Origin of the sequence: Corallococcus exercitus (assembly GCF_003611585.1) — a bacterium.
In the GTDB taxonomy this organism is placed as follows: domain Bacteria; phylum Myxococcota; class Myxococcia; order Myxococcales; family Myxococcaceae; genus Corallococcus; species Corallococcus exercitus.
On record NZ_RAVW01000223.1, the window covers coordinates 1 to 15919 of the forward strand.

12 protein-coding genes are annotated in these 15919 nt (G+C 70.1%); 5 read left to right on the forward strand and 7 right to left on the reverse strand.

Translation table 11 applies throughout. The features are described 5' to 3' along the window. On the forward strand, positions 1-1240 hold a 1240-nt coding region (gene serA / locus D7W79_RS24950; protein WP_244221950.1), incomplete at its 5' end, for a phosphoglycerate dehydrogenase. Positions 1241-1293: 53 nt separating this feature from the next. Here the strand turns inward: serA and D7W79_RS24955 are convergent. Beyond that, positions 1294-3321, reverse strand: coding sequence for a phosphatase PAP2 family protein (locus D7W79_RS24955; protein ID WP_120527897.1), 2028 nt, complete (start codon positions 3319-3321; stop codon positions 1294-1296). 292 nt (positions 3322-3613) lie between these two features. Further along, complete coding sequence (locus D7W79_RS24960; protein ID WP_120527898.1) at positions 3614-5017, reverse strand: FAD-binding oxidoreductase; 1404 nt, start codon at positions 5015-5017, stop codon at positions 3614-3616. Between the two features lie 226 nt (positions 5018-5243). On the opposite strand from D7W79_RS24960, the gene D7W79_RS24965 reads away from it, so the two are divergent. Together D7W79_RS24965 and D7W79_RS24970 are read left to right on the forward strand one after the other, a co-directional pair. Beyond that, a complete protein-coding gene (locus D7W79_RS24965; RefSeq protein ID WP_120527899.1) occupies positions 5244-5582 on the forward strand; it encodes a hypothetical protein in 339 nt (112 codons plus the stop codon). A gap of 15 nt (positions 5583-5597) precedes the next feature. Next, positions 5598-7403, forward strand: coding sequence for a hypothetical protein (locus D7W79_RS24970; RefSeq protein ID WP_120527900.1), 1806 nt, complete (start codon positions 5598-5600; stop codon positions 7401-7403). Between the two features lie 78 nt (positions 7404-7481). On the opposite strand, the gene D7W79_RS24975 is transcribed toward D7W79_RS24970, so the two are convergent. The 5 genes from D7W79_RS24975 to D7W79_RS24995 form a co-directional block, all read right to left on the reverse strand. Next, entirely contained in the window at positions 7482-8357 is an 876-nt protein-coding gene (locus D7W79_RS24975) for an alpha/beta fold hydrolase (protein ID WP_120527901.1), read from the reverse strand. Between the two features lie 210 nt (positions 8358-8567). Continuing rightward, positions 8568-11372: a YncE family protein gene (locus tag D7W79_RS24980; RefSeq protein WP_276375428.1), complete on the reverse strand. Its 2805-nt coding sequence runs from the start codon at positions 11370-11372 to the stop codon at positions 8568-8570. A 117-nt stretch (positions 11373-11489) separates the two neighbouring features. After that, entirely contained in the window at positions 11490-12746 is a 1257-nt protein-coding gene (locus D7W79_RS24985) for a hypothetical protein (protein ID WP_120527902.1), read from the reverse strand. A 121-nt stretch (positions 12747-12867) separates the two neighbouring features. Further along, positions 12868-13593 (reverse strand): hypothetical protein, encoded by a 726-nt coding sequence (locus tag D7W79_RS24990; protein ID WP_120527903.1) that lies wholly within the window; start codon positions 13591-13593, stop codon positions 12868-12870. Positions 13594-13595: 2 nt separating this feature from the next. Further along, entirely contained in the window at positions 13596-14273 is a 678-nt protein-coding gene (locus D7W79_RS24995) for a carboxypeptidase-like regulatory domain-containing protein (protein ID WP_120527904.1), read from the reverse strand. A gap of 325 nt (positions 14274-14598) precedes the next feature. Between D7W79_RS24995 and D7W79_RS25000 the strand changes: the two genes are divergently transcribed. Both D7W79_RS25000 and D7W79_RS25005 read left to right on the forward strand, forming a co-directional pair. Continuing rightward, a complete protein-coding gene (locus D7W79_RS25000) occupies positions 14599-15201 on the forward strand; it encodes a hypothetical protein (protein ID WP_244221951.1) in 603 nt (200 codons plus the stop codon). Between the two features lie 19 nt (positions 15202-15220). After that, a complete protein-coding gene (locus tag D7W79_RS25005) occupies positions 15221-15772 on the forward strand; it encodes a hypothetical protein (protein WP_120527906.1) in 552 nt (183 codons plus the stop codon). Positions 15773-15919 lie beyond the last annotated feature (147 nt).

Here is a 15919-nt window from a genome sequence, read left to right on the forward strand (position 1 = left end):
CTTCCCGCCGTCGCCCCGCCGCCCCGTGAGCACCGAGGGCCCGCTGCGAGTCATGTTGCTGGAGAACATCCACGCCTCGGCCCAGGAGATGCTGAAGGCGGAGGGCTTCGAGGTGGAGCGGCTGTCCGCGGCGCTCAAGCCGGAGGAGCTGGCGGAGCGGCTCAAGGGCGTGCACCTCTTGGGCATCCGCAGCAAGACGACGGTGCCGGAGGAGGCGCTGAAGTACGCGGACGACCTGCTGGCGATTGGCGCCTTCTGCATCGGCACCAACCAGGTGGATCTGCTCGCCTCCAGCGTGCACGGCGTGCCGGTGTTCAACGCGCCGTTCAGCAACACGCGCAGCGTGGCGGAGATGGTGCTGGCGGAGGTGGTGGTGCTGACGCGCCAGCTCTTCGACCGCAGCCGGGAGGTGCACGCGGGGCAGTGGCGCAAGGTGGCCACGGGCAGCCACGAGGTGCGCGGCAAGACGCTGGGCATCATCGGCTACGGGCACATCGGCTCGCAGCTGGGCGTGCTGGCGGAGTCCCTGGGCATGCGCGTCCTCTACTACGACGTGATGACGAAGCTGCCCCTGGGCAACTCGCGGTCGGTGCCCACGCTGAACGCGCTGCTGGCGGAGTCTGACTTCGTGACGCTGCACGTGCCGGCGATGGCGTCCACGCACCTGATGATTGGCGCGGAGCAGCTGGCGGCGATGAAGCCGGGCGCATGCCTCATCAACGCCAGCCGCGGCACGGTGGTGGACATCCCGGCGCTGGCGCGGGCGCTGCGCTCCAAGCACCTGGGCGGCGCGGCGGTGGACGTGTACCCGGAGGAGCCGGAGGGCAACTCGGACGGCTTCGTGACGGAGCTGCAGGGGATTCCCAACGTGGTGCTGACGCCGCACATCGGCGGCTCCACGGAGGAGGCGCAGGCGTCCATTGGCAAGGAGGTGGCCACGTCGCTGCTCAAGTTCGTGAAGGGCGGCGCGACGACGGGCGCGGTGAACTTCCCCAACGTGGAGGCGCCCATCAACCCGGGCACCCACCGCATCATCAACGTGCACCGCAACACACCGGGCGTGCTCCGCGACATCAACCGCATCGTGTCCGACCTGAACGCCAACATCCACGCGCAGGTGCTGAGCACGGACGCCAACGTGGGCTACTTGGTGATGGACCTGGACCAGGACGTGTCCCGCCAGGTGTGCGAGGCCATCGCCGGGCTGGAGACGGACATCAAGACGCGCATCGTGTCCTGACGGCGCTGGCGGGCCCTTTCCCGTCGCGGAGGAAAAGGGCCCGCGGGCCGTCGCTAGTTCTGCACGGTGAAGCGGATGACCAGGGGGATACCGCCCAGACCGGAGGCGTTGGTCCCGCTGTAGGGGCTGGCGCGCAGCGCGTGGGTGCCCACCGTGGCGGGCAGGGTCACCTGGTAGGGCGCGCCGTTGTCCGCGGAGACGGTGGTGTCCAGGTTGAAGCGGACGCTGCCCACGACCGGTTCATAGGTGGTGGCCTGGATGACGGGCTGGGTGACGCCCAGGGCCGCCAGGTCGCTCAAGTCGATGACCCGGCCGTTCTCCAGCGGCGCGAACCCGGGCACGGGCTGCCCGGTGGCCGCGTCGACGAGCGAGAAGGACTCCACCGCCGTCACCACGCTGGGAAGGACAGGGGCGGTCGCGGAGATGGTGAGCGTGTCGCCAGAGAAGGTCCGGACCTCGAAGCCCGGGAACTGCTCGTGGTATGTGCGCACCAGGTCCTGCAGCGTGCGCAGGGCGACGAGTTCCCCCAGGCGCACCGCGCTGTCGTGGTCGCTGCGCCAGTGCACGCCCGCGAAGAGCCGGGCCACGCCGATGTTGGAGGCCAGCTTGTCCAGCTCGTCGAACATCATCAGCGTGCCGCTATAGGGCTGCAGGGCGTCCCCACCCACGCTGACCACCTGGGGATTGCGCACCGGGAAGTCCTTGTAGAACGCCTTGAGCATCGTCACGCCCGCCCCGATATAGGCGGAGTGGCCCGAGCCATACGCGGGATGAAGTGGCGCACCTTCAGGAAAAGCCTGGGGCAGGAGATAGGTTCCCCCTCCACCAATGCCACGCCGGGAGTTGGTCTTGTTGTTCTCGCTGAATACCTGCGCGAGCACCGGAGACAACAGCAGCTCCGTGTTGATGGGATAGACCTGGCGCCCGGCGAAGTAGTTGTCCACGTGACCGCCAAACTCCTCCGGGCGCAGCCTACGGTGGACCAGCCATTTCTGGTACCAGCCCGCCCGCAGCGCGGTGTTCGTGACCAGCGCTGCGATGGACTGCCCATCGGAGTTGCCCAGCGTGATGAAGGCCTCCTGCTTGTTATAGGCGAGGTAGGGATTCAAGGCATCGCTGGCCAGCGAGGAACTCTTGGGGTCCGGATCATACGTCCCGTTGGGCTGGAAATCGCCCTGGCGCGCAATCAGCAGCGCGGCGCTCAGGGTCGCCTGGATGGGATAGTCGTTGTGGACGTATTCAGCCAGGGCACGGGCATTGGCAATATAATCTCGACCGGTGGCGGACTTGTAATCGTCCTCCCTGTCGATGAGGCCCCCGTTGAGGGTAGGAACCTGGCCGTTCTGGATGCTCAACCACTCGGCATATTGGGTCATGCGATCATCCCCCGAGCGACGCTGGAGGAATTCCTGCTCCAGGAGCTGATAGCCCACCGGCTCCCCCAGGGATGAGCTGAAGGGCCCTGAGCTGTAGGGAATGGGCTTGATGAGGAACTGAGAGATGAAGGGGCCGACGAGGGCCGGAGCCGAATCCATCCGGAAGATGACGTTGGGGGTGACAGTCGCCGCGTCTGTTTTCGCGCCCCGGTATTGCCGCAGCGTACTGAGCCGCTGGGCCGCCGTGGCGACGAGCGCCGTCGAGCTGTATTGATTGAAGTCCACGTCGCGCACGAGCGACATCCAGTACAGTTCCTCCATCTCATCCGCGGTCTCGACGCTGGCGTATTCGGGTGCGGGACGGACCGCCAGGGCCTGTGGGTCCGGTCCCACCAGCGTGAAGGAGTACGCCGCCTGGGGGTTGACCAGCTTGCGCGGTCCTCCGAGGGGGATGTTCTCGAAGTCCGCCGACTGCCCGGAGAGGAGCGCATTCAGCAGTGCCTGGTACGCGGTGGGGTCCACGGTGCCAATCGCGTTGTGTGGCAATCCCTTGGTGTAGCTGGCGAAGTGGGTGGGGTAGCGCTGCTCGTCTCCATTGTTCGGATGGGAAGGCAGCGGCTGGTTGCGCTGGAAGTCCGCGGCCTCGATGCGGATCTGCCGTGCGAGGTCCGCGCGTTGGGCATTGCCCACCGGGACCTGTGCCATTGCCACGGCAGAAGACAACAACAACCCAAACGCCAGCGGGAGGGTGAATCGCTGCATTGTCATGGGGAGCCTGTCGGGTCAGAACTGGACGGCCGCGCGTCGGGACGAAGCGCATCAACTCATACGCCGAGCCATTGAAACCCTTCGCCCCACGTAAGCCTTTTCGCGGGGCGGGATGTGACAAGGAAGACAATCCCTACCACTTCCGACCCTTGAACCATCCTGCGCACGACAATGCCTTGCACACGCCACAAGGCATTGGAGGCGGCCCGGGGCCTAAAACAAAGACTTCTCAGACATCCAGGATTTTCCCCGGATTGAGGATGCCCGCGGGGTCCAGCGCGCGCTTGAGGGTGCGGAGCAATTCCAGCTCCCCGGGCGCGCGCGTGTAGTCCAGGTAGTCCTTCTTGAGCAGGCCGATGCCGTGCTCGGCGGAGATGCTGCCGCCGTGCTTGCGCACGAGGTCGAACATGGCGTGGTCGGACTGCTTGGCGTGGGCGAAGAAGTCCGCCTTCTCCACCGCGTCCGGCTTCATCACGTTGACGTGCAGGTTGCCGTCGCCGATGTGGCCGAAGAGGCAGATCTCCCAGCCCGGGTAGCGGCTGGCGAAGACGGCATCCAGCTCCGCGCAGAACGCCTCCAGGTTCGCCACCGGCAGGGAGATGTCGTTCTTGTGCAGCACGCCCGTGGCGGAGAGGCTCTCGCTGATGGACTCGCGCAAGGACCACAGCTCCTGCGCCTGCGCCGCGCCCTGCGCCTGGGTGCCGTCGGTGACGAGCCCGCGCTCGAAGAGGGAAGCCAGCCACGCCTCCACCGCCGCCGGGTCGCCGCCCTCGGACTCCAGGAGGACGTAGCAGCCGCTGGGCGCTTCGAAGGGCGAGCGCAGCTTGCGGTGGCGCTGCACGCGGGCCAGGCACTTGTCGGTGAAGAACTCGTAGGCGGACAGCACCAGCGGCGCCTGGCGCGCGTCGCGGAACAGCCGCAGCACGGCGGCCACGTCCGGCACCGCGAAGAGGAACACGTCCTGCTTGCCCGGCAGCCGCGTCAGCTTGAGCGTGGCCTCCGTGATGATGCCCAGCGTGCCCTCGCTGCCGATGAAGAGCTGGCGCAGGTCCACCCCGGTGTTGTTCTTCTCCAGCGCGCCGTTGAGCTCCAGCACCTGCCCCTGCGCCGTCACCACCTGCAAGCCCAGCACCCACTGCCGGGTGAGGCCGTAGCGGATGACCTTCACGCCGCCCGCGTTGGTGGCGATGTTGCCGCCCACCGTGCTGCTGCCCTTGGAGGCGAAGTCCACCGGCCACGTGAGCCCGTGCGGCGCGCAGTGCTGGTGCACGGCCTCCGTGACCGCGCCGGCCTGCACACGCACCGTGTTGCCCAAGAGGTCCACGGGCTCCATGCGGTTCATCCGCTTGAGCGACAGCACCACCTCGCCATGCATGGCCACCGCCCCGCCCGCCAGGCCCGTACGTCCGCCGGAGGGCACCACCGCGACGCGGTGCTGGTGGCAGAGCGCCATGAAGCGGGCGACCTCCTCCGTGCCGCGGGGGAAGGCCACCGCGCCCGGCGCCGGGGCGTACACGCGCGTCCAGTCGCGGCCGTACTCCTGGAGCTCCGCGGGCTCCCGGGTCAGGAAGTCGGAGGGGAAGGACTCGGCGATGGCGCGGAGGAAGTCGGCGGGCAGCGCGGCGGTGGACATGGGTCCAAGGCGTATTGCAGCCCCTGGGGCATGACAAGCCCGGTGGTACCCGGGCGCATGGCTCCTGACGCACGCCGCGCCGGGCCGTGGAGGGAGCGGACGGCCGCCGGCGCCAGGCGTCCATGTGCGGGACCCGTACGGGAAACAAGCCAAGGAATCTGGCGCCCTCCGTATAGGGCTGGACGCCGCGTTCCCGTCGCGGCCATGCCCTTCCAAGGAACACCCCATGTCGTCGCTCCGCGCACTCGCCCTGCTGACCGCCCTGACCCTTGCCCCGGCTTCAGCCATGGCTGCTCCGGAGGAGTCCGTCGCGGGTGTGACCTACGTCTTCACGGCCGTGGATGCCTACACGGCAGGTGCGGGCCATCTCGTCATCACTGGCGTCCTTCAGGGGGAGAGCACGCCCCGCACCATCTTCTTCGACGCCCCGGCGTACGACGGCTCGGAGGCGAACCGGTGTGACCGGCTGGCCCTGCTCGCCATGACCCGGCCCGGACGCTTCCACTTCAGCTGGTTCAAGGAATACCCCGGCGCCTATCCGACCTGCACGCTGACCCGTCAGTAGCCCCGGGCCCCTTCCATGGACACGCGGGTGCGCATGATGCGGGCGTGGGTGTGGCTTGCCCTGGGACTCCAGCTGGGCTGCGGTGGTGGCGGCGTGGGACCCCGGGACCTGGACGGCGACGGCCATCCGGCGGAGCTGGACTGCGATGACGCGAACCCCACCGTGTGGCGGTCCGTCACGGGCTACACGGACTCGGACGGAGACGGCTTCGGCGAGGGGAGTTCCTCCGTCACCTGCGTGGGAGGCACGACGAAGGGCTGGGCATGGGAGGGAGGCGACTGCGCGCCCCTGGACGCCACCCGCTGGCGTTCCGCGCCGGGCCTCTACCCGGACGCGGACGGAGACGGGGCCACGGGCAAGGGTCCGGTGACCGGCTGCGTGGGGACCACGCTCGCGGGCTACCAGGAGCAGCCGGCGGATCCGGATTGCGATGACGGGGACGCGGCGGTGTCCGCCCTGTCGCTGGCGTGGCCGGACACGGACCAGGACGGCGTGGGCGCCGGAATGGCCATCGCGTGGTGCCCGAGCCCCGGGCGCCAGCCTCCCAAGGGATACGTGCTCACCTCGGGTGACTGTGCGCCGGGGGACACCCGCTTCTGGCAGCGGCTGCCCTTCACGCACCGGGACGAGGACGGGGACGGCTTCGCCGTGGCACAGGCAGGCACGGTGTGCTCGGGCGAGCACCTGCCCGCGGGCTACGACACCGTGTCGCCCTCGGAAGACTGCGATGACCGCAACGCCAACCGCACGGTCCGGGTCGAGCGCTGGTTGGATCCGGACGGGGACGGCTACGGCGACGGAGCGCCGGTGCTCCGCTGCGTGGGCCCGGCGGAGTCGCGGCCGGGAGAGACGTTCCGGGGCGGGGACTGCGCGCCGGGAGATGGCACCCGCTGGCAGCCCCTGTCCTACGCCTCGCGGGACGGCGACGGCGACGGCCACCTGTCCCCGGCAACGGGCCAGGTGTGCAGCGGCTTCTGGCTGCCCCAGGGTTACTCCCAGGCGGTGCGGAATGACGATTGCGACGACGGGAACGTGGCCCTGTTCCGCACCTGGAGCGTCCACGCGGACGCGGATGGGGACGGGGTGGGCTCCGGCCCGGCGTCCACCTTCTGTGGCACGGCGACCGTGCCCACGGGTTACTCCCAGCAGGCCACGGACTGCGCGCCCCAGGACGCCACCCTGTGGCGGATGCTGGCCTTCACCCACCGCGACGCCGACGGCGACACGTACACCGTGGCCCAGAGCGGCGAGCTGTGCGCGGGCTCCAACCTGCCCGCGGGCTACGCCACGCAGCGGCTGTCGGGCGAGGACTGCGACGACACGAACGCCACCGCCTTCCGGAATGTGACGGCCTACGCGGACACGGACGGAGACGGCGTGGGCGCGGGAGCGTCAACGCTCCTGTGCACCAGCGGGCAGGTCCCCAGCCCCTGGTCCGCCAGTGGCACGGACTGCGACGCGCAGGACGCGACGCGCTGGCAGAACCTGTCCGCCGCCCACGCGGACCGGGACGAGGACGGCTTCACCGCGCCCATCCCCGCCCAGGTCATGTGCACGGGGAAGTCACTGCCCCTGCCCTACTTCCTCAAGGCCGTGGGCAACGACTGCGACGACGCGGACGCGGGCCGCTATCGCTGGACCTACATCTACCGCGACCAGGATGCCGACGGCGTCGGGGCCACGCCCCGGCAGATGACGTGCCTGGGCCCGGCGGTGCTCGCTGGCTGGTCGATGTACGGGGACGACGCGGATGACGGAAACGCCGCCGTCCAGACGGATGAGGCCGCCGAGGAGGAGCTGAGCCTCATCCTGGACCTGTGAGCCCCTGACCGTCGGACACGACTGCCGCACGAACCTGTCCGACTGTCGGACAGGTTTGGACCGCGCCGGGCGGGAGGCTCAGCCCTGGAGGAACGCCAGCAGGTCCTTGTTGATGACGTCCTTGTTCACCGAGCACATGCCGTGGCTGAAGCCCGGGTACACCTGGAGCTTCGCGCCCTTCACGAGCGTGGACGTGATGCGCGCCGCGCCGTCGACGGGGACGATCTGATCGTCGTCTCCGTGCATCACCAGCGTGGGCACGTCGAAGCGGGCCAGGTCCGCGCGGAAGTCCGTCTCGGAGAAGGCCTTCACGCAGTCGTACTCGGCCTTCAGTCCGCCCATCACGCCCTGGAGGCGGAAGCTCTCTCGCAGCCCCTCCGACACCTGCGCGCCCGGCCGGTTGAAGCCGTAGAACGCCAGGCTCAGCTCCTTGAAGAAGCTGGAGCGGTCCCCTCGCACGCCCGCGCGGATGTCGTCGAAGACCTTCATGGGCAGGCCGTTGGGGTGCCAGTCCGTCTTGAGCATGATGGGCGGCACCGCGCCGATGAGCACCGCCTTCGCCACGCGCCCGGTGCCATGGCGCCCGATGTAGCGCGCCACTTCCCCTCCGCCCGTGGAGTGGCCGACGTGGACCGCCTTGCGCAGGTCCAGCGCGGACGTCAGCTCCGCGAGGTCATCCGCATACGTGTCCATGTCGTGGCCGTCCCACGGCTGCGACGAACGCCCGTGTCCCCGCCGGTCATGGGCGATGGTCCGATATCCGCGCTCGGACAGGAACAGCATCTGGTCCTCGAAGGCATCGGACGTGAGCGGCCAGCCGTGGGAGAAGACGACGGGCTGTCCCTGCCTGGGCCCCCAATCCTTGAAGTAGAGCTGGGTGCCGTCCCGCGTGGTGAGGAAGCTGCCTGAAATCCGCCCCGTGCGCGGGGAGCCTGTCTGGGTTTCGCTCGTCATGGCGCGACAGTGCGCATCGCCCTCGGGGCCGGTGATTGCCCCTGGGGGTCGGGGCAACGTGCGCGCTTCAGTGCGAGCCACCGCCTCCGCGGCTCGTGGCGCACGCGGACAATCCGATGCGGGCCCTGGGTGCTCATGAAACGACAAGCGGCCCGGGCAGGGGTGCCCGGGCCGCCAGGTGTCTTCAGCCGCTGACCGCGGGAGCCGCCGCTACGGGTGGCTGGCCGGGTTCGCGGGGTGGGTGCCCGCGGCCCGTTCGTCCCCGTCGAGGAAGCCGTCCAGGTCCCGGTCGATGCCCACGCGCTGGCCGGAGCCCAGGGGCGCGCAGGTGTACGTCAGCACGCCGTGGTTCGTGGCGACGCCCGAGCGCAGCGACGCGGACGGCACCAGCGGCAGCGCCGCGCGGTCCGCCTTGAACTGCCCGCTGCCCAGGTAGCGGAAGCCCATCTCGGACGTGCCCGCGCGGCCCTTGGCCACGAGGTCGCACTCCCCCGCGTCCGCGCGCGCCATCAGCAGGTCGATGCGCGAGCCCACCACCGCCGCGTTGGTCGCGGTGAGCGTCACCTGCTGTCCGACGATGGGTGCCAGGTTGGTCTCGAAGGCGAACATGTATTCCTCCATGTCCTTCTTCGCCTGGAAGCCCGCGGGCGTGTCCGGGATGCCCACCTGGTTGAAGATGGGGTGGAAGTCGAAGCCGCTGTTGAAGAGGAACAGCGTGGGGATGGCGCCGTCGCTGTTGAAGCCCGTGCCGCGCACCTGGTCTCCCAGGAACGGATCCACCGGCGTGTTGCCGAAGGGGAAGCCGGCGCCGAACATGCCGACCTTCTGGTACATGTTCCGCAGGTGCGGGACCTTGGGGAACAGCGGCTCCGCGTCGAAGGAGCTGCGGCCGTCCGTGCCGAAGAAGCCCTTGAAGGGGCCTTCGCCCGGGTTCGCGTTCACGTCCACGCGGTGGCAGGACTCGCACGAGCCCTGGAAGAAGCTCGTGGTGTTCGTGAAGAAGTCCTTGCCCGCCTGCTGCGAGGCCGTGAGCGAGTTGTCCAGCTTGCGGATGGGGTTGGGCGGGTAGACGACCTGGAGGATGAAGTCGGAGAACTTCTGCATCTCCGTCTCCGTGAGCTGCGAGCTGCGGCCCAGCAGGTCCTTGAACGCGGGGTTGAACTGCTTGAAGGCCGCGACCTCGTCGAAGGTGCCGCTGTTGGGCTGCACGCTGGGCGCGCTGTCGCCGCCGGTGCGGTCCCCGCGCCAGTGCATGGGGCCCTGGTTGGCCATGCCGCGCAGGCTCTGCGTGGACAGGGGGCCCTTCATCGGGTGGAACGCCGTGTCCTGGCCGAAGGTGGGGTCCGTGCCGAACTCCGGCAGCACCGGCACGATGGGGTTGTAGCTCGTCTTCACGTCACCGTCCGGGTTGCCCAGGTCCCAGGTGGTGCTGTCGAAGTCACCGAAGATGTGGCAGCTGCCGCAGGACGAGTCGCCGTGGCTGGAGCTGGTGCGCGCGTCGTAGAGGAACGGGCGGCCCTGCACCACGCTCGCGGGCTCCGGGTTGAACATGGGCAGGTGCGCCACCTCCGTCTTCGTCGCGGTGTCGACGACGGAGAGCGCGTTGTCGAAGCGGGTGAGCACGTACAGGCGCCCCCGGGCCTCGTCCAGCACCAGGCCGGTGGGGCCACCACCCGTGAGCGCGACCTGGTTCGCCGTGCTGGGGGTGAAGGTGCCGGACTCCAGCTGCGACGTCGCGTACACGCCGAGCTTCGACGAGCCGAACGCGGCGACGTACAGCGTGGCGCCGTCGGACGTCACCGCCATGCCCGTGGGCTGCGCGAGGCTCTTCTCGCTCTCCGCGTTGGGCGTGGGCGCGCAGCAGGCCGCGTAGTTGATGTGCGTGTTGAGGTGGCGGGGCGTGACGGTGGGCGCGCTGGCGTTGCCCAGCACGGTGATGCGGCTCTCGTGCAGGTGGCCGCGCAGGCTCTGGCCCGTCAGGGTGCCGGGGCCCTCGAAGCGCAGGTCGTTGCGCGCTTCGGTGTTGCTCACGTAGACCTTCCCGCTCACCGGGTTGACGGCCATGTTGAACAGGATGGTGCCCACGCCCGCGTAGGTGCCCGCGGCGCCGGACACCTGCACGGGCGGGTTGGCGGTGGCGGAGATGGCGAACACGTCCTTGTCCGGCAGGGTGAAGCGCAGGGAGTCCGTCCACGGCCGGTTGAGGACGTCCAACCAGTCCTGGCCGTTGTACTTCACGATGACGGAGACCTCCGGGGCGGGGATGCCCTGGTGGTTGACGTTGGGGCCGGGGACGCCGCCCACGGACTCGCCGCCGTTGGGCACCAGGCTCTCGTGGACCACGGAGGTGCGGTTGCCGGAGTGGAACGCTGCCGCGTACACGCGGCTGCCGTCCGGCGTGGCCGCCAGCGCGCGCGGCGTGTCGCCAAAGAGGCTCAGGCGGGTGAGCGGCGTGCCGCCCAGCGTCGTCCCCAGGTTCTCCGAGTCGAACACCCAGACGTCCGCGCGGCCGATGCCCGGCGTGGTGAGCTGCGGATCAAACCCGGTGTTCTGTCCGCGGTGCGCGGCGGTGATGAACGCGCGCTTCTTGCCGTTGCCCGCGAAGACGATGTCGCGGGGCTCGTCGCCCACGAGCAGCGTCCGCGTCACGCTGCCGCCCTGCCCGTTCGCGTCCACGCGCACGATGCTGACACTGTCCGACAGGTGGTTGACCACCCAGACCTCGTCGTTGGTGCGCGCGGCGACGGCCACGGGCTCCAGGCCCACGGGCACGGAGCCTTTGTGGGTGAGGCCGGTGGCGGCGACCTGGAAGATCTCCAACCGGTTGTCAGGCGTGTTGACGGCGTAGAGCCACTGGCCGTTGGGCGACAGGGCCAGGGGGCGGACCTGGCCACTTTCAAAGACGGTGAAGTGCTGCGCGTGTGACGTGCGGCCGTAGGCGAGGCCCAACAGCAGCATCGCCGCGGACGCGGTGCGCGTGAAGACACGGCGCACCACCGGGTGTCTGGCTTTCATGATGTCTCTCGGGGAAGGAGGCCTGGGGGCCCTCTTCAACTGTAGGTGTGGCGTCTGACACGGGGGAACGGCCCTCTCTGTGTACGCAGTGAGGGGCGTCGCCTGGTCGGGCCGGCGCTACCGGGGCCAGTCCCGCAGGAGCCGTTCGGCGGCGTCCTGCTGGTTCCACTGCACGCGGCCGGTCAGCGTCATGCGTCCGTGCTCGATGACGATCCTCCGCCACACCGGGGCCCCCGGGACGTAGCGCGCGTTCGCGCGGGCCCAGGCCGCGCCGCCGGTGGCCTCCACCATGCGCATCACGCAGGCGTCGAACTCCGCCTCCGGCAGCCAGCGCAGCGCGTCCAGCACCTGGTCGGACTCGAAGTCGCGCAGCGGCGAAGGCCGGCCGGTGACGGCCCTCAAGGCCTGGGGGCCCTTTCCCTCCGGGATGAAGGAGAGGCCCTGGGGGCCCAGCACGCAGTACCCCTGGCGCTGGCCCAGCTTCGCGGGAAACACCGCCACGCTGTCCAGGCGCACGCCCGCCCGGGCCGCGCCGCGCAGCGGGGGCTGCCGGTGCAGCTCCACGAGCAGGGCGACCGCCGTGGCCCCGCGCACGGAGCGCGCATGGATCCGCCGGTCCCCTTCAATCTTGAGGTCCACGTTCTGTTCCAGCCGGAGGCCGTCGGGGGCGATGGTGCCCAGCCGCACCTCCTGCGGCTCACCGAACACCGGCGCCCAGATGAGCCGCTCGCTGGTGAGCCGGAGCCGGCCCGAGCGCAGCAGCTGTGACCACCCGATGGCCATGATGCCCATGACCACGGAGCCCATCACCCAGAACTCCATCCGCTTGGGCGCGACGAGGAACAGCAGGAAGCCCAGCGCGACCAGGACCCCCAGCGCGAGCGCCAGCCGCGGCGGCAGCTCCTGCCCGCGGGGCCTGGGCACGAGGCTCGGGCCCGACTGCCGCCAGGTGTCGTCCTCGAAGACGAGCACCTCGCCCGGGTTGAGCGCCCAGCGCGCGGGCTGGCGGACCAGCGCATCCAACCGCGTCAGCGCCTCCTCCAGCGACACGTCCTCCGGCGCTACCGTCAGCACGTCCAACCTGCGCCGGGCCAGCCGCGTCAGCCGCTCCCGCCGCGCCGACAGCGCCCGGGCCTCCTTCAACACAGGCGTGGCGTCCGGCCAGCCCTCCAGCTCCGCGCGGCGATGGACGCGCTCCAGCGCCTCCTCCACCGCCTGCGCCTCGGCCACGAGCGCGGGCACCAGCTCCGGACGCCGCACCAGCGCGCGCCGCCATCGCCGGCCGGACAGCACCTTCTCCAGCTCCGCATGCGGACGCCGCGCCGCCGCGAGGACCTCGGCGCGGCCCTCCAGCTGACGCTCGACGTCGTCCACGGTGAGACCTGGAACGCTGGGGCTGGGACGTGACCGCTGGGACATCGCGCCGGCCAGCATAGTCCCTCGCGGCGCGGCCGCTTGGACGCGCACCACGGACTGTGTCCGTCCGTTCCCGCCGCTACTCGACCGTCGGCTCCAGCTCCAGGCGCTCACACTGGCGCAGCATCTCCTCCGCGTCGGCGGGCTCGTCGAGCGAGGACGGCATCGCCTCCGACCAGGGCACGGATGGCGGGGCCGTCGTTCCCAGCGACTCCTTCAGCAGCGTGAGCAGGTTCCTGGCGGGATCCCTGGGAAACGAGGTCACCGCCTGCGAGGACAGCGGTGCGGCGGGCGGAAGCTCCGGCGTCTCCTCCATCGCGGCGGCCTGGAGCAGCATCGCGGGCGAAGGCAGCAGGGCCACCACCGCCAAGGGCTCCGCCGGCAGCAGGTCATCCGGGTCGAACCCGAAGGGCACCCGGGGCGCCGCTCGCAGGGGCACGTCCTCGCGCTCCACCTCCGGCGCGCTCCCCTCCTTCGGGATGCACCGCAGCGAGTTCAGGCGCGGCGTGGGCGCATCCGGGAGCGTCTCCGTGGACGCCACATCCAGGGGCACTGGAGGCAGGGGATCCATGCGGGGCGGCCACAGCGGCACGGGCGCGGGCAGCGCCACCGCGGGCTCGCGCAGGGGCAGCGAGCGCACCCGCGCGCCTCCCAGCCCCGCCGCCATCGCCAGCGCGGCGGAGTGCTCCGCCAGCACCCGCTCCGCCCAGGCCTTCAACCACCGCGCCAGGACCAGCACCCACGCGAGGTGCCGCCGCGCGCGGGGCAGCGTCCCCACGGCCTCGGCTGGCGGTCCCGCGTGCATCGTCACTCCTCCTTCACCGGCATCCGGATGATCAACGGCGCCGTCCCCGTGGCGAGCACCTCCGACTCCACCGCCAGCATCTCGCCCTCCGCGCGCACCTCCAGCCGGCCCAGCGACTCCACCGGCGGCAGGCGGGGGAAGTGGAACTGCCCCTGCGCGTCCGTGCGCGTGCTCAGCCGCAGCTCCGGCAGCGCCACCCACGCGCCGTGGATGGGCACGTCACCGGGCCCCACCACCCGACCCAGCAGGGGGGCCTGCGCGGACGCCCCGCCCACCAATGACAGACATCGCACCTCCGCCAGGGGTTGCTCCTTGCGCACCTGCACCCGCAGGCGGAAGGCGGGACGCGGCACCGACCGCAGGCCCGCCCACAGCGCCGCCGGCACCGGGCTCAGGTCCACCTCCAGCTCCTTGTCGCTCATGGCCGCGAAGACCAGGTCGCCCAGCAGCCGGTGCGCGCGCTCGGGCGTCTCCGCGCCCACCGTCACCAGATAACAGACGGTGAATTGCAGGGCGCCCCGCTTTCCTCCCCGGGTCAGGGGCGCCGGCCCCAGCTCCAGGAGGTAAAGACAGACACCCCGGTCCAGGGACTCACGGTCAGGCACGCCCAGGTAGACAGGCGCTTCCGTGGCAATGCGTCCCACCCACGCCTTCATGCGCAGATCGACTTCGTCGATCATCCTTGGCCCCCCGGTTCCCGGCCCTGAAAGCCACGCCGCCGTGTCCTTGCATCATACGCTCGCATCGCGCGGCATGTCTGGACATCACCCAGGAGATTGAACAGGACGTCAGTGATTTGACAGGCATTGCACGCATTTCCGGGTCTCTTTTGACGACTCCGCGTGTCGGGAACCGGGCAGTCCACCCACCGCGTGTCCCGGCATCCCGGAAAGCCCGTACGGGATTCGCGCGTCCCGCTTCATTTCCCTCGCGCCTTCCGCGAAGAATGGCCGCTGGGCCGGCATTCACCGTGGAACTTTCGTCATGACGATGGACTCCCCTTCCTTGAGACGACGACACCCCTCCCTTCTCTCCTCCGGCATCGCCCTGGGGTGCCTGGCGGTGTTGGGCACCGCCACCCCCGCGCTGGCACAGGACGACGACTCGCCCCGCAGGGTGGGCCTGCTACTGGACGCGGGCGCCCCGCACGGCATCGGCCTGTCCGCGGTGGTGCGCCCCACGAACTGGCTGCGGCTGCACGCGGGCCCCACCACCAACACGCTCAGCATCGGCGTGCGCGGCGGGGTGAGCATCCTGCCGATGGACACCTTCATCGCGCCGTCCATCAACGCGGAGGTCGGGCACTACTTCGGTTCGGAGTACAGCGAGGTGCTGGACTGGCTGGGCCGTGAGCCGAGCGCCACGTCGGAGGCCATCCGCGACGTCACGTACAACTACGTGACGGGCAGCCTGGGCCTGGAGGTGGGCACGAAGAGCCGCTTCAACTTCTTCCTCAACGTGGGCCTGAGCTACGTGGCGCTCACCGTGCCGGACCCCACGCCGCTCATCCAGGACGCGGCCGACGACAACAGCGTCACGTCCGGACCGCTGCACGTGCGCGCCACCATCCCGTCGGTGAAGCTGGGCTTCATCGTCTACTTCTTCTGAGCCAGGAGACCTCTGAACCATGCGAACGCCATCCTTCCGCACCCTCCTGCTCGCCAGCGCCGTCACCCTGCTGGGAACGGGCTGTGATTCGCTCTTCACCCTCGAGGTGGAGGCCGAGCGCATCTGCAAGACCGAGAACGACCTGTCCTTCCCCGCCGCCCCGCCCATCAGCGGCTCCGTGGAGCAGTCCTTCGAGATTCCGCTGGGCGACTTCGCCAGCGCGCTGCCCGAGGACGCCGACGTGGAGACGGAGCTGCGGCTGAAGCTCTTCGACGCCACCGCCAGCACGGACATCAGCGGCATCGAGCGCGCGAGCCTCTCCGTGCGCAAGCCGGGCTCCGCGGAGTACGTGCTGCTGGGCGAGTTCCGGCGCACGGGCACCGGCGGCTCCACCAACAAGCTCCAGCTCACCAGCAGCGGCCCGGTGGACGTGCTGGACCTGGCCAAGCAGGAGCAGCTGGAGTTCCTCTTCCAGGCCACGGGGTCGCCCCCCACGCAGTCCTGGACCGCGGACGTCGAGGTCTGCGTGGGCGCCAAGGCGAGCGCCAACTACTTCGGCCTGCTGTTCTAGCCGCGGAGAGCCCCCGCCCCGGCCTTGAGCCTGGGCGGGTGGCGCTTCCGGCGATGTCCACTGGCGCGGGCCGGAAGTTGGACGGGGACGCTCGGGGCCCTTAAGTGGGGCTGCCTCTTATCCACATCTCCGAGCCCACGAGACATG

What these genes read in the sequence shown, in the direction of transcription:
- D7W79_RS24955 (WP_120527897.1), bottom strand. Translation starts at nt 3,321, where the DNA reads ATGGCACAGGTCCCGGTGGGCAATGCCCAACGCGCGGACCTCGCACGG.
- D7W79_RS24960 (WP_120527898.1), bottom strand. Translation starts at nt 5,017, where the DNA reads ATGTCCACCGCCGCGCTGCCCGCCGACTTCCTCCGCGCCATCGCCGAG.
- D7W79_RS24965 (WP_120527899.1), top strand. Translation starts at nt 5,244, where the DNA reads ATGTCGTCGCTCCGCGCACTCGCCCTGCTGACCGCCCTGACCCTTGCC.
- D7W79_RS24970 (WP_120527900.1), top strand. Translation starts at nt 5,598, where the DNA reads ATGGACACGCGGGTGCGCATGATGCGGGCGTGGGTGTGGCTTGCCCTG.
- D7W79_RS24975 (WP_120527901.1), bottom strand. Translation starts at nt 8,357, where the DNA reads ATGACGAGCGAAACCCAGACAGGCTCCCCGCGCACGGGGCGGATTTCA.
- D7W79_RS24980 (WP_276375428.1), bottom strand. Translation starts at nt 11,372, where the DNA reads ATGAAAGCCAGACACCCGGTGGTGCGCCGTGTCTTCACGCGCACCGCG.
- D7W79_RS24990 (WP_120527903.1), bottom strand. Translation starts at nt 13,593, where the DNA reads ATGCACGCGGGACCGCCAGCCGAGGCCGTGGGGACGCTGCCCCGCGCG.
- D7W79_RS24995 (WP_120527904.1), bottom strand. Translation starts at nt 14,273, where the DNA reads ATGATCGACGAAGTCGATCTGCGCATGAAGGCGTGGGTGGGACGCATT.
- D7W79_RS25005 (WP_120527906.1), top strand. Translation starts at nt 15,221, where the DNA reads ATGCGAACGCCATCCTTCCGCACCCTCCTGCTCGCCAGCGCCGTCACC.